The sequence below is a fragment of the Streptomyces sp. NPDC049879 genome, from assembly GCF_044461265.1.
Taxonomy (GTDB): domain Bacteria; phylum Actinomycetota; class Actinomycetes; order Streptomycetales; family Streptomycetaceae; genus Streptomyces.
In genome coordinates, this window is sequence record NZ_JBITKT010000007.1 from 161,012 (window position 1) to 174,377 (window position 13,366).

The window sequence follows — 13,366 nt, forward strand, 5'->3', positions numbered from 1 at the left end:
ACACGCCATGCTGTTCCCCCGTATACGGCGGCATCTCGGGCGCCGTGGCGCCCTGCTGGTCATCGTCGGCGCAGGGGAGATCATCTGGGGCCTCCAGTTCGTCCTCGATCCGGCGCCCAACCCGCAGGGGCTCACGCTGCTGACCGAGGTCGCGCCCGTGCACTACTGGGCGTGGATGTGGGTGGTCGCGGGTGTGGCGGCGGTGTCGGCGGCGTGCGTGCGGATCGGCCACGACTGGCCGGGGTTCGCCGCCGCGCTGGCGCCGCCCACCGTGTGGTCCACGGCGTACGTGGCCGCCGGGCTCGCGGGCGAGTACACGAGAGGGCTGTGGATCGCCGCCTGGTACCTGTCGTCACACGTCGGGGTGATCATGTGGGCCAGCGCGATACCGGAGTTCTCGGCGCCGGCGGCGGTACCGGCGGCGCGTCCCGTCAAGGAAGGGGCGGCATGAGTCTTTGGACGACGGTGGCGGCGATCGGCGGGCCGGTGGGCGCGCTGGCCGCGGGCTGGCTCGCGGCGCGGGCCACGAAGACCGCGGCGCTGATCACCGGTGAGGCGCACACGCGTGTGGCCGCGGTGACGACGGGCCCGGAGGAGCGGCGGGTCGATCTCGCCGTCCTCCAGGCCACCGTGGAACGCGTCACCGAGGAGAACCGGGAGCAGCGCACGCGGCTCGCCCGCCTCGAAGCGCTGCTGCGCGCGTTCGTCACGACGTCCGACCGGTGGGCGGCGCAGCTGCGGCGGGCCGGGATGGAACCCGTCGCGGCCGAGCCGCAGGTGGACGAGTACTACCGGACGGGCGTCTGACGGCTGCTCCCGGTCGGGGCGCGCTCCGGCGCGGGCACGGGGACGGGCGCGCCGTCGCGGGCGGACGGCGTGACGTGCCGTCCCTGCGAGGCGTGCGTCGCGATGTGCTCGCCGCTGAGGGCGCGCGCCGTGTTGACCAGCCCGACCATGCTGAACGCCTGGGGGGTGTTCCCCAGGTGGTGCCCGCGCACGACGTCGTACTCCTCGCTGAGGAGCCCCACGTCGTTGCGCAGCGCGAGCAGCCGCTCGAAGAGGTCGCGCGCCTCCGCGGTGCGCCCGGTGCCGTGGAGCGCGTCGGCGAGCCAGAAGCTGCACGCGACGAACGCGCCCTCGCCGCCCGGCAGTCCGTCCACCTCGCCGTCGGCCTCGGGGCGGTAGCGCAGGACGAAGCCGTCCTCGTGGAGTTCGCGGCGCACGGCGTCCACCGTGCCGCGCACGCGCGGGTCGTCCCACGGGAGGAAGCCGGTGCGGGGCAGCAGCAGGAGCGCGGCGTCGAGGCCGCGTGAGCCATAGAACTGCGTGAACGTGTTGCGCTCGGCGTCGTACGCCTTCTCGCAGACCTCGGCGTGGATGCGGTCGCGCAGGGCGGCCCACCGCTCCACCGGCGCGTCGGCGGGGTGGCGGCGCGCGGAGTGCACCGCGCGGTCGAGTCCGGCCCAGGCCATGACCTTGGAGTGGGTGAAGTGGCGGCGGGGGCCGCGTACTTCCCACAGGCTGTTGTCCGGCTGGTCCCAGGCGCCCTCCAGGTGGTCGAGCAGGGCGCGCTGTATCCGGAGGGCGTCCGCGTCCGGGGCGATGCCGCTCTCCTCGGCGAGGTGGAAGCTGTCGAGGACCTCGCCCCAGACGTCGAGCTGGAACTGGTCGGCCGCCGCGTTGCCCACCCGGACGGGCCCGGTGCCCTGGTGGCCGTCGAGCCAGCCGAGTTCCGCCTCGGGGAGGCGGCGCGTGCCGTCGAGCCCGTACATGATGCGCAGGTCCGCCGGGTCGCCCGCGACCGCGCGCAGCAGCCACTCGCGCCAGGCCCGCGCCTCCTCGACGAACCCGGTGCCCAGCAGGGCCTGGAGGGTGAAGGTCGAGTCGCGCAGCCAGCAGAAGCGGTAGTCCCAGTTGCGGGTGCCGCCCGGTTCCTCGGGCAGGGAGGTGGTGGCGGCGGCGAGGATGCCGCCGGTGGGCCGGTAGGTGAGGGCCTTGAGCGTGATGAGGGAGCGCCGTACCGGTTCCTGCCACCCGCCCTCGTAGCGGCAGCCCGCCATCCACGACTCCCAGAAGCGCCGGGTGTCGGGGACGGCCGCGAGCGCGTCCACCGGCTCGGGCCGCGGCAGGTGGGACGCCTGGTGGGTGAGGACGAACGGCACGCGCTGCCCGGCCGTCACCGTGAACGCGGCGGTGATCCGCCCGTCGTCGGTGACGGTGGTGGGGGCGTCGGTGCGCAGCCAGGCGGCGTCGGGCCCGGCGACGGCCGCGAGGTCGCCGCCGTCCGGGCGGACCCAGGGCGTGAGCTGGCCGTAGTCGAAGCGGAGCCGCAGGTCCATGCGCATGGGGACGCGTCCCGAGACGCCCTCGACGACGCGGACGATGTCGGCGGCCTCGCCCCGGGGCGGCATGCAGTCGGTGACGCGGACGGTGCCGTCGGGCGTGCGCCACTCGCTCTCCAGGACGAGGGAGTCGCCGACGTAGCGGCGGGCGGTGGTGCGGCCCCCGGTGGCGGGCGCGAGCAGCCAGCGGCCCGCGGTCTCGTCGTGGAGGAGCGCGGCGAAGCACGCGGGCGAGTCGAAGCGGGGCAGGCACAGCCAGTCGATGGAGCCTTCCCGGCTGACCAGCGCCGCGGTCTGGAGGTCCCCCAGCAGGGCGTAGTCCTCGATCGGTGCGGCGGACACCGCGTCCCCCTCCTGCTCGTGTCCACGGTGCCCGGCCGGATGCGCGGGAGCCGCCGTCCGTCCCCGCCGGCGGACCGGTGGGGACGGACGGCGGCTCCCGGGACGTGCCGTTGCGGGGCGGGGCGCCGTGATGCGGTGCGTGCGGTCGTGCGGGGGCCGCGGCGGGCCCCGTCGGTCGGTCGGCGGTCGGTCAGTTGGCGGCCAGCATGCCCTTGCGCAGGCGGGTGAGGATGCGGGTCAGCAGCCGCGAGACGTGCATCTGGGAGATGCCGAGCTGCTCGCCGATCTGGGCCTGGGTCATCTCGTCCACGAAGCGCATGTGCAGGATCTGGCGGTCGCGCTCGCCGAGCTTGCTGACCATCGGGGCGAGGGTGCTGATGTCCTCCACCAGCTGCATCCCCGCGTCCTCCTGGCCGATGAAGTCGGCGAGGACCGCCTCGCCGTCCATGCCGGACTCGCCGGTGAGCGTGGCGTCGAGGGAGGTCGAGTGGTAGCCGTTGGACGCCTTGCGCGCCTCGATGACCTCGGACTCGGGGAGGTTCATCAGGGCCGACAGCTCGGCGACGGTCGGGGTGCGGCCCAGCCGGGTGCGCAGCTCCTCGGTGGCCTTGGCCAGTTCGACCCTGGCCTCCTGGAGGCGGCGCGGGACGTGCACGGCCCAGCTGGTGTCGCGGAAGAAGCGCTTGATCTCGCCGACGATGTAGGGCACCGCGAAGGAGGTGAACTCGACCTCGCGGGACAGCTCGAAGCGGTCGATCGCCTTGATCAGCCCGATGGTGCCGACCTGGACGATGTCCTCCATCTGGTCGCCCCGGCCGCGGAAGCGCGTGGCGGCGTAGCGGACCAGCGAGAGGTTCATCTCGATGAGCGTGTTGCGCGCGTACTGGTACTCGTGCGTGCCCTCTTCGAGGACGGCGAGCCGGGCGAAGAAGACCCGCGACAGCTCCCTCGCGTCACGCGGAGCCACCTTCTGCGGGGCGCCGATCTGCGGCAGAGGGGCGCCGGCCAGGTCCTCCGCGCTCTCCGCGGTCTTCGTCACCGAGTGCGCTGCCGTCGCCGTCACAGCTGCCATGGTGTCCACCCCTTACCTGCTCGACTGTGGTGCCTGAACGGGCACGTACCCGGGACTCACCCGGGCATGCATCTTTTTTTCGCGGGATCTTCCGGGCGCCGTCCGCGGCGGCCCGCGCGCCTGGTCAGTCGGCCACCGGCCGGTCCTGTCGCCGGGGTCCAGGGCCGAACTGCCCCGAGCGCGGCGGCCCGGGGGTGAGGTGGTGCAAGGTCCCGGTGGTGCGCAGGAGTTGGTCGAGGCGGGGCGTGCGGTTGTCCAGGTGCAGGCGGACCCGGGCGGCGGTGGCGCGGCGCTGGATCATCAGCAGGCAGGACAGGCCGAGGGCGTCGCAGTCGCCGAGCCGGGCGAAATCCAGGCGCAGATGGAGCAGTCCCGGATGGCGGGCGAGCTGCTCGGTGACCGCTTCGAGCAGTTCGTCCGCCGTGTCCCGGTCCAGGTCGCCGTGGACCTGGAGGCGGACGGTGAACGGGTTCGGCGCCGTGGCGGTGATGGCGCGGGACGGCAGGCTGGTCATGCGGCCGCCCCCTGGCCGGTGGACGCGCCGGGGGACGGTGCGTCGCCGTCCACGGCCCGCGCCGCCTCGGCCAGGTGCCGCGCCGCACGCGGGAAGTCGGCGAGCCGGTCGGCCAGGACGCCGAGGGTGGGCACGAGCGAACGGGCGGGCACGCCGCGTGCGGCGAGGATGCCGGCGGTCCACCGGACGAAGCCGGTGAACAGCTCCGGGTCGTCCGCGTACAGGGACGCGGCGAGGAAGTCGACGATCTGCGCGATGTCGTCAGCGGTGTGCCGCAGTTGCTGCTCGGTGTACCCGCGCAGCGCCGGGAAGCGGCTCTCCAGCCCGGCGAGCGCGGCCCGGACGAGCTGGGGCGCGGTCCTGGTGACGTAGGTGTACTCCTGGTCGTCCAGGTGCCGCAGCGCGCCCGGCGGGTGGGGCGCGGCGGCGACGGGCGGCCGGTCGGCGAGGCGGTCCGCGGCCGTACGGGCGTCCGGCGCCCACATGTCGGCGCCGAGCAGCCGGGCGTACCGTCCGTCGGGGCCGAAGGCCGCGCCGCCCGCGAGGACGGGGACACCCACGGACTGGCAGGCGGTGATCGCGGCGTGCGCGGTGGGGAGGCGGGTGGCGAGCGAGCCGGAGAGCGCCACGGCGTCGGCGCCGGTCATGTGGAGGTGCGTGACCAGGTGGGGCGTGGGGACCTGGGCGCCGAGGAAGTCGACCCGCCAGCCGCGCAGCCGCAGCACCTCGGACAGCAGCCGGGCGGGCAGCGCGTGCCATTCGCCGTCCACGCAGGCGACGGTGACCCGGCCGCGCGGCGGCCCGGCGGCGGGGCCGGGCGCCGACCGGTGGACGAGCGTCCCGATGACGCGGTCGCTGATGGCGGACGCGGCGTGCTCCTGGGCGACGCTGATCCGCGCGGCGGCCCACTCCTCGCCCACGGTCCGCTGGACGGAGGCGATCAGGCCGAGGAGGACGTCCTCGGGGGCGGCGCCGTCGTCCAGTGCGCGCCGCACGATCGCGGCGGCGGCGTACTCGTCCCCGGCGATCGCGGCCTCGTACAGCAGGGTGCGGGGCGACGGCGCGGCGCGGGGCGGGGCGGCGCGCGGCCGGGGCGGTGCGGGGTGTCCGGTGGTCATGCGGTGTACCTGCCTGGTGTGCGGCCGTCCACCGCGCTGAGGTGCGCGTGGCGGGGGGCGGTGATGGCGACGACGGCCATGTCGTCGTGCCCGCCTTCGCCGATCCACTGCGAGGCGAGCATCTGCACGCGTTCGACGACGGCCTCGGCCGGCATGCCCGCGCACTGGGCGAGCGCGTCGCGCAGGCGTTCGTCGCCGAAGAGTTCGTCGCCGAGCGGGCCGCCGCGCGCCTCGGTGATGCCGTCCGTGAACAGCAGCGCCGTCTCGCCCGGCGCGAGGTGGGTGACGGTGGTGGTCGACTGCACCTCGGGCAGGACGCCGATGAGGGAGCCCTGGGTGTCGGCCTCGTGCACGCGGCCGTCGGTCCTGACGATCAGCGGCGGCGGGTGGCCCGCGCTGGTCAGCCGCAGCCGCACGCGTCCGGCCTCGCGCAGGACGGAGGCGAGGACGAGCGTGACGAAGCGGGTGTGCCGGGAGTCGAGCAGCGCGTCGTTGAGCAGGCCGAGGATGCGCTGGTGGCCGACGGAGAGGGGGGCGAGGGTCTGGAGCGCGTTGCGGACCTTGCCGGTGAGGACGGCCGCCTCCAGGCCCTTGCCGCAGACGTCGCCGAGGACGACGAGGGACTCGCCGCCCGCGCTCGGGGCCTGGTACACGTCGTAGAAGTCGCCGCCGACGCGCTCCCCTGCGCGCGCGGCGCGGTAGCCGCCGGCCAGTTCGACGCCGTGGGTGTGCTGGAGGCGGGGCGGCAGCAGTTCGCGCATGAGGGTGGCCGTGGTGCCGGCCTGCTCGGCGTAGAGGCGCGCCGCGGAGATGGCGACGCCCGCCCGCGCGGCGAAGAGGCGCGCGGTCTCCTCCTCGGCGTCGGTGAACGCGCCGCGGCCCGCCCGGCGCAGCAGCACGAGCGCCCCGGCCGGGACGCCATGGCCCGGCAGCGGCGTGATGACGAGGGACGCGACCTCGCCGTCGAGCCCCGGCGGGATCAGCCAGGCGGGGGCGGACGCGGGGTCGATCCAGCGGGAGGGCACGGGCGGGAAGCCGCGGAGCGCCTCGCCGAGGCCCGGCACCTGGTCGGCGTCGGCGCGGACGAAGGCGCGGGTGATCCGTCCGTCGGGGCCGCAGGAGGTGAGGGGCAGGCGCCGGCCGGCGGCGGGGGCGACGACCACGGCGGCGTCGGCCAGGTGCCGGGTGGCCAGTTGGGCGGTCACCTCGGAGCAGCGTTCGAGGTTGAGGGAGGTGAGGAGCGCCTCGGAGGTCTCGGCCATGAAGGCGGTGCGCCGCTGTTCGAGGCGCAGGGCCTCCTCGGCGTGGCGGCGTTCGGTGTCGTCCACGAGCCACCAGACGATGCCGCCGTCGTCGCCGGGGGTGGGGTGGGCCTCGATGTGGCGGTCGGCGACGCGGCCGTGGGCGGCAGGGGTCAGCGCGCCGGTGCCCGTGCCGTCGGTGATGGCGTGGTGGGCGGCGGCGAGCCAGCCGGGGGCGGCGTGGCACAGGGGTGTGCCCGGCTCGGCGCGTGGGAGGAGGCGGCGGGCGGCCTCGTTGGCGCGGCGTACGGCGCCGGTGCGGTCCACGGCGAGGGCGGGGCAGGGGGCGGCGTCCCAGGCGCTGCCGATGCCGGGGATGGCGGCAGTGGCGAGGGGACCGTCTGGGCTGACGGTGCCGACCGTGCTGCCGTGGTCGGCCGCATGGGGCGGGCTGTCGGAACGGATGTCGGACGTGTCCACACTCGGGGGCACCACCGTGGGCGGGCCCACCACCTTTCTCGCCTACCCGGCTCTCGCAGCTGTCAGGACACGCGGTCGCCTGCCGGGTCATGCCCGTCGGGGCATGGGGCGAGGCGTGTCTTCCGGAACCCAGCCTCCCGCATCGGACCCGTGGATGGCAATGGCCGCCGGGGCGCGCGCCCCGGCGGCGGACAGCGCGCGGGAGCGTGCCGGGGGCGCGGGGACGCGGTGGACGCGGGTCAGTCGAGGGGCACGACGACCTGGATGGTCTTCCCGCCACCGGTCAGCTGGAGGACGGTGACGTCCTGGCTGAGGCGGTGGATGAGCGGCCAGCCATAACCGCCGATGGACACGCGGCCGTTCCCGTCGGCGTGGGCCACGGTCGTGCGCGGTATCTCGTCGCTCCCGTCGCTGACCGACAGGCACAGGCCCTCGTCCGAGACGACGGCCGAGAAGCCCGTGACGCCGCCCGCGTGCCGGATGGCGTTGGTGACCAGCTCCGACGTCACGAGCAGGACGTCGGCGAGCGTCAGGTCGTCTCTCGGGTCGACGCCGGGCGCCGGGAGGCGTCCGGCCAGCAGGAGCTGGACGTGGTTGCGGGCCGCCGCAGCACTCACGGGCACCGGCCCGTGGTGCCTGCCCGTCACTTCTTCCGCCGACACGCCCTTGCGCTCCATAGTTCTTCCCCCTGCCGTCCACATGCGCGTGCCCGACGCGGGCCGTCGCACACGGCCCATGAGCACCCTGTCCGAAAAAGCTGGACGATGCACCCTTCCGGCGGCACCGGCCGTCAGGGGGTCTGCGGCCGGTCCAGTTCCGTCAGGGCGGCTTCGACGGTGTCCGCCAGGGTGAAGTACCCGGCGGTGCCCGTCACCTCGAAGAGCCGCCGTACCGTCTCGCCGAACGGGCCCGCCACCACCATCCGTCCCCCGGCGGCGCGGTGGGCGCGTTCGGCGGTCAGGAGCACGTGGAGGACCCGGGAGTCGGCGAAGTCCGTCTCCGACAGGTCGACCACTGTACGCACTGTACGCCGGGCCGCCGCCGGGCCGGACACCGCGAGCGCTTCCTCGAGACCGGTCGCGCTCTCGGCGTCGATCTCGCCCAGCACGCGGACCACGAGCACGCCGCCGGCCACCGTCTCGGCCAGCACCGTTCCCAGCTCGTCCATCATCGCCCACTTCCCCGGACCGTCCCGGCCCGCGCCGTCCGCACCCGCCGCCGCCCCCGCGCGCAGGCGGGAAGGACCGTGGATGTCGCGGGCCATTCTCGCGGCCCGCGCCGCAGGCCGCGCACCCGGCCCCCCACCAGGGGCGGGCCGGACGGATTCGGCGGGCGGCATCCGGGACAGAAGAACCCGAAGCCCCCGGGCCGGCGGCACGGGCCGGGCGCCCGTCGTCGGCGGGATGCCGTACGGCCGCCGGGAGTTCGCCCGCCGGTGGCTCCGGCGCGCGCCGGGGCGCCCTAAGCTGAGCGTGCGCGACCGGCGGCGCTGCGTGACCGGCCGCCGCTCCCCCACCGCTCCCGGTCTCAGGAGGAACCGCCATGGAACGTCGCTCCCTCTTGCGCGGTGCCGTCGTCGGCACCGGCACCGTGGCCTTCGGCTTCACCATGTCCCGCTCCTCGCTCGCCTACCCCGCCCGGCCCGGCACCGGCCCGTACGGGCCGCTCGGCGCCGCCGACGCCAACGGCCTGCACCTGCCGCGCGGTTTCAGCAGCCGGATCGTCGCCAGGTCGTCCCGCGAGGTCGCGGGCACGGGCCACACCTGGCACGGCGCCCCCGACGGCGGCGCCTGCTTCGCGGACGGCCAGGGGTGGATCTACGTGTCCAACGCCGAGCTGGGCTCCGGCTCGGGCGGCGCCGGGGCGCTGCGGTTCGCCGCGGACGGCACGGTCGCGGACGCGTACGCGATCCTGTCCGGCACGTCGACCAACTGCGCGGGCGGCGCTACGCCCTGGGGCACGTGGCTGTCCTGCGAGGAGGTCAGCCGCGGCTTCGTGTACGAGACCGACCCCCACGGCCGGACGGCGGCGGTGCGCCGCGACGCGATGGGCCGCTTCAAGCACGAGGCGGCCGCCTGCGACCCCGACCTGCGGGTCGTCTACCTCACGGAGGACGAACCGGACGGCGCGTTCTACCGGTTCGCGCCCCGTACGTGGGGCGACCTGTCGGCCGGGACGCTCCAGGTGCTCACCGGGAACGACGGCGCCCTCGCCTGGCGCACGGTCCCCGACCCGTCGGCGGCGACCACGCGGACCCGGCAGCAGGTGGCCGGGACGCGCGCGTTCGACGGCGGCGAGGGCTGCTACTACCGGGGCGGGCTCTGCTACTTCACGACCAAGGGCGACAACCGGGTGTGGGTCCTGGACACCAGGACGACGACCCTCACCGTCGTGTACGACGACGACCTCGTGGACTCCCCGCCGCTGACGGGCGTGGACAACATCACCGGGAGCGGCAGCGGCGACCTGTTCGTGGCCGAGGACGGCGGGACGATGGAGATCTGCCTGATCACCCCGGACGACGTGGTGGCGCCGTTCCTGCGGGTCAGCGGGCACAGCGGCTCGGAGATCACGGGCCCGGCGTTCAGCCCCGCGGGCGACCGGCTGTACTTCTCCTCCCAGCGGGGCGCGTCCAACAGCAACGGCGCGGGCGTCACCTACGAGGTGCGGGGCCCGTTCCGCGGGGCCGCCTGACCGCGCCCGGCCCGGAGCGGCTGTCCTGAAACCGACGGTGCGCGGGGGCGCGCGCCCCCGCGCACCACCCCGCGGGCCACCCCCGGAACACCGGGGGTTCACACGGTGACCACCCCAAGTGCCGTGTTCACGCGAGGAGTCGGCGGCTTCACCAAAAGGGTCGGGAACCCGACGGATTCCCGCGCGCACCGGCGTACGCCGTCCCGTCGTGCGATCATTCTGCAACTGGCAGAATGGCGCTCGCACTGCGCGCGGGAAGGGAGCACTGATGCCGGCGGAACGCTCCGGGTCGGCGGCGCTGAGGCGGCTTGGCTCGCGGCTGCGCGCCATGCGGGACGTCGCCGGGCGGTCCGTCTGGGAGGCCGCGGCGGTGCTCGGCGTCCCCGCCGACCGCGTACGGGGCGTCGAGGCGGGCCGGATCGCCCTCGAACCGGCCTGGGTGCGTCCGCTCCTGACGTTCTACGACCGCCAGGCGGAGACCGACTCGGTGCTCGCGGAGGCCGCGGGCGCCGTGAGCGGGGCATGGTGGGACGCGTACCGCGACATTGTGCCCCAGTGGCTCGCCGACCAGCTCCGCGCCGAGGGCGAGGCGGAGATGATCCGCCTGTACGCGCCCCTGTTCCTGCCTGACCTGCTCCAGACCCCCGCCTACGCCGCCGCCCTGCTGCGCGGGCACACGCCCGCCGCCGACGAGGGGACCGTGGCGCGTTCCCTCGACGTCCTCGCGCGGCGCCAGGCCGTCCTCGACCGGCGCGAACCGCGCCCGCCCGTGCTGTGGGCCCTGATCGAGGAGTCCGCGCTGCGCCGCCGCGTCGGCGGCCCCGAGGTGATGTACCGCCAGCTCGCCCACCTGCGGGCGCTCGCGGCGCGGCCCGGCGTCACGATCCAGGTCACGCCCCTCCACACGACGCACATCGCCCTGATGAGCGGGCCCGTCCAGCTCCTGCGCTTCCGGGCGCCGGAGGCGGCGGACCGGCTGCTGCTCCAGACCGTGGACGGCGCGTCCGCCACCGAACGGGCCGATGTCGTACGGCACTACCTGATGGCGCTCGACTCGGCGGCCTCCGTGCCCGACAGCGTGCCCATCGGCGAATGGACCACCGACTGTGAGGAGAGCAAGGGTGCTTGAGGAGCAGATCGACCCGAACCGCCCCGACCCGGCCCGTGTGTACGACTGGTTCCTCGGCGGCAAGTCGTCGTACGCGGTGGACGAGGCGGCCGGACGCGGCGTGGAGCGGATGTGGCCCGGCGTCAGGATCGCGGCGCGCGCCAACCGCGAGTTCCTGGGCCGCGCCATCCGCTGGCTGACGGCCGAGGCGGGCGTCCGCCAGTTCCTCGACATCGGCACCGGCATACCGACCGAGCCGAACATCCACCAGATCGCGCAGGCCATCGCGCCCGAGACACGCGTCGCCTACACGGACAACCGGCTGATCGTGCTGCGGTACGCCGAGGTCCTCATGCAGGGCACGCCCGAGGGCCGCACCGCCTACCTGCACGCCGACTTCTGCGACCCGGCGAGCATCCTCGCCAGCCCGCGGCTCGCGGAGGTCCTCGACCTGTCGCAGCCCGTCGCCCTGTGCCTCAACGCGCTGCTGCACTACATCGCCGACGACGAGGCCGCCGGGGTGGACGCGCTCGCCCTGGTCCGCACGTACGTGGACGCCCTCCCGCCCGGCAGCTACCTGCTGATCACCCATGTCACGCCCGACTTCGACCCGGACACCTTCGCCCGCGTCACCGCCGGGGACCGCGCCGCGACCGGGCAGACCGGGCAGGTGCGCACGAAGGCGGAGATCGAGCGGTTCTTCGCCGGTCTTGAGATGGTCGAGCCGGGGCTGGTCCCGCCGCAGGACTGGCGCCCGGACGGCCCCGCGCCGGAGGACACCACGCACAGGACCGTCTCGATGTGGGCGGGTGTGGCGCGCGTACCGGGCGGCGGCGCGGCGTGACGGCGGGCACTCCCCCGCCGCCGTCGTCCGTGCACGTGGCGGCCGGTGACGGGCCGCCCGTACAGGCCGCGCCGCTGCCCGGGGGCCGGTGGGCGGCCGGGGGCGCGCGGATCACCGTGGAGGAGTCGGCGGACGGGCTGCGTGTCCGGGCCGCCGCCGGTCCCGACGGGCTGTCCCGGATCGTGCTGCGCTGGGCGCGCCGCGCGTCGCCCGGCACGCTCTACCTGGGCGACGCCTGGGAGCGCAGCTACGGCGACCTGCGGTGGGGCCTCCTCCAGCCGGAACGCGTCATGCCCTGGTACGTCCTGGCGCACGATCCGGCGGACGGCACGACGTGGGGCCTGGGCGTGCGCGTGCGGGCGGGCGCGATGTGCTCGTGGACGGTGGACGAGGAGGGCGTCAGCCTGTGGCTCGACGTGCGCTGCGGCGGGCTGCCGGTGCTGCCGGGCGACCGTGAACTCGCGCCTGCCACCGTCGTGTCGCTGACCTCGGACGCCGGTCCTTTCGCGGCGCTCGGCGAGCTGTGCGGCGCCCTGTCCCCCGATCCGCTGCTGCCGCCGGGCCCTGTCGTCGGCTCCAACAACTGGTACTACGCGTACGGCCGCGGCTTCGGCCCCGAGGCGGTCCTGCGGGACGCGCGCACCGTCGTGGCGTACGCGGACGGGCACCCGGTGCGGCCGTACTGCGTCATCGACGACGGCTGGACGGAGGGCGGCGGCAGCGCGCCCGGCGGGCCGTGGGACCGGGGGCTGCCCGGCGTGTTCGACGACATGGCGGGCATGGCGGAGGCGATCGCGGCGGAGGGGGCGCGGCCGGGGCTGTGGTTCAGGCCGCTGCTGTGGCGCGTGCCGACCGGGGTGACGCGGCCAGGCGTGGAACGGGACGGCGGGTATCCGCTCGACCCGTCGCTGCCGGGGGCCCTGGAGGCGGTGGCGGAGGACGTCGCGCGGTTCAGGGCGTGGGGGTTCGAGCTGGTCAAGCACGACTTCAGCACGTACGACGTGTTCGGCCGGTTCGCCGTCGCGGGCGGTCCCGCCGAGCTGGCGGAGCCGGGGTGGGCCCCCGCCGACCGGGGCAGGACGAGCGCCGAGATCCTGGTGGACCTCTACCGTGCGCTGGCGGACGCGGCGGGCGGCGCCGTGCTGATCGGCTGCAACACGGTGGGCCACCTCGCGGCGGGACTCGTCCACGTGCAGCGCACCGGCGACGACACGTCGGGGCGGCGCTGGGAGCGCACGCGCCGCATGGGCGTGAACACCCTGGCGTTCCGGCTGCCGCAGCACAACCGGCTGTTCGCCCTGGACGCCGACTGCGTGCCGTGCACCCCGGCGACGGACTGGGCGCTGAACCGGCGGTTCCTCGGCCTGGTGGCGCGTTCGGGCACGGCGCTGTTCGTCTCGGTGGACCCGCAGGCGCGGACGGAAGCGGCCGACCGCGACCTGTCGGCGGCGGTCCGGCTCGCGCTCGACGGGGGCGTGCCCGGCGGGGTGGAGCCGCTCGACTGGCTGGCGACGACCGCTCCCCGGCGCTGGCGGAGCGCCGGGGAGACGGTGACGGCGGACTGGTCGGAGCCGTTCGGCGCCTGGCCGCTGCTCGACGCCTGAGGGGATG

The 13,366-nt window shown here is 75.4% G+C and carries 13 protein-coding genes; 6 read left to right on the forward strand and 7 right to left on the reverse strand.

Annotated features, from left to right (window positions below):
- Positions 1–7: 7 nt before the first annotated feature.
- Both ACIBPC_RS23865 and ACIBPC_RS23870 read left to right on the forward strand, forming a co-directional pair.
- Positions 8–451 (forward strand): hypothetical protein, encoded by a 444-nt coding sequence (locus ACIBPC_RS23865; RefSeq protein ID WP_362959512.1) that lies wholly within the window; start codon positions 8–10, stop codon positions 449–451.
- Positions 448–807 carry a hypothetical protein gene (locus tag ACIBPC_RS23870; protein ID WP_362959515.1) on the forward strand — a complete coding sequence of 120 codons (360 nt, stop codon included), beginning with the start codon at positions 448–450 and terminating at the stop codon, positions 805–807. Before ACIBPC_RS23865 ends, ACIBPC_RS23870 begins: the two co-directional genes overlap by 4 nt.
- On the opposite strand, the gene ACIBPC_RS23875 is transcribed toward ACIBPC_RS23870, so the two are convergent.
- From ACIBPC_RS23875 to ACIBPC_RS23905, 7 genes are all read right to left on the reverse strand, one after another.
- Positions 789–2,684: a glycoside hydrolase family 15 protein gene (locus ACIBPC_RS23875; RefSeq protein ID WP_398847393.1), complete on the reverse strand. Its 1,896-nt coding sequence runs from the start codon at positions 2,682–2,684 to the stop codon at positions 789–791. The two genes, ACIBPC_RS23870 and ACIBPC_RS23875, sit on opposite strands and share 19 nt — an antisense overlap.
- Positions 2,685–2,874: 190 nt before the next feature.
- The gene (locus ACIBPC_RS23880) at positions 2,875–3,756 is read right to left on the reverse strand and encodes an RNA polymerase sigma factor SigF (RefSeq protein WP_362959521.1); all 882 of its coding nucleotides are present in this window, start codon (positions 3,754–3,756) and stop codon (positions 2,875–2,877) included.
- Positions 3,757–3,880: 124 nt separating this feature from the next.
- Entirely contained in the window at positions 3,881–4,270 is a 390-nt protein-coding gene (locus ACIBPC_RS23885; RefSeq protein ID WP_362959523.1) for an STAS domain-containing protein, read from the reverse strand.
- Positions 4,267–5,388, reverse strand: a complete 1,122-nt coding sequence (locus ACIBPC_RS23890) for a cobalamin-dependent protein (protein WP_362959526.1) — start codon at positions 5,386–5,388, stop codon at positions 4,267–4,269. The genes ACIBPC_RS23885 and ACIBPC_RS23890 overlap by 4 nt, the downstream gene beginning before the upstream one ends.
- Positions 5,385–6,998, reverse strand: a complete 1,614-nt coding sequence (locus tag ACIBPC_RS23895; protein ID WP_398847663.1) for a SpoIIE family protein phosphatase — start codon at positions 6,996–6,998, stop codon at positions 5,385–5,387. Before ACIBPC_RS23895 ends, ACIBPC_RS23890 begins: the two co-directional genes overlap by 4 nt.
- A 350-nt stretch (positions 6,999–7,348) precedes the next feature.
- Positions 7,349–7,786: an ATP-binding protein gene (locus ACIBPC_RS23900; RefSeq protein ID WP_398847395.1), complete on the reverse strand. Its 438-nt coding sequence runs from the start codon at positions 7,784–7,786 to the stop codon at positions 7,349–7,351.
- A gap of 113 nt (positions 7,787–7,899) precedes the next feature.
- Entirely contained in the window at positions 7,900–8,373 is a 474-nt protein-coding gene (locus tag ACIBPC_RS23905; RefSeq protein ID WP_398847396.1) for an STAS domain-containing protein, read from the reverse strand.
- A gap of 278 nt (positions 8,374–8,651) precedes the next feature.
- Here ACIBPC_RS23905 and ACIBPC_RS23910 point away from each other — a divergent pair, with 278 nt between their 5' ends.
- The 4 genes from ACIBPC_RS23910 (at position 8,652) to ACIBPC_RS23925 (ending at position 13,359) form a co-directional block, all read left to right on the forward strand.
- Positions 8,652–9,803 (forward strand): alkaline phosphatase PhoX, encoded by a 1,152-nt coding sequence (locus tag ACIBPC_RS23910; RefSeq protein WP_398847398.1) that lies wholly within the window; start codon positions 8,652–8,654, stop codon positions 9,801–9,803.
- Positions 9,804–10,071: 268 nt separating this feature from the next.
- Positions 10,072–10,932: a DUF5753 domain-containing protein gene (locus tag ACIBPC_RS23915; protein WP_362959538.1), complete on the forward strand. Its 861-nt coding sequence runs from the start codon at positions 10,072–10,074 to the stop codon at positions 10,930–10,932.
- Complete coding sequence (locus ACIBPC_RS23920) at positions 10,925–11,755, forward strand: SAM-dependent methyltransferase (RefSeq protein WP_398847400.1); 831 nt, start codon at positions 10,925–10,927, stop codon at positions 11,753–11,755. The genes ACIBPC_RS23915 and ACIBPC_RS23920 overlap by 8 nt, the downstream gene beginning before the upstream one ends.
- On the forward strand, positions 11,752–13,359 hold the full coding sequence (locus ACIBPC_RS23925; RefSeq protein WP_398847402.1) for a hypothetical protein: 1,608 nt from the start codon (positions 11,752–11,754) through the stop codon (positions 13,357–13,359). The genes ACIBPC_RS23920 and ACIBPC_RS23925 overlap by 4 nt, the downstream gene beginning before the upstream one ends.
- The last annotated feature ends 7 nt before the right edge of the window (positions 13,360–13,366 follow it).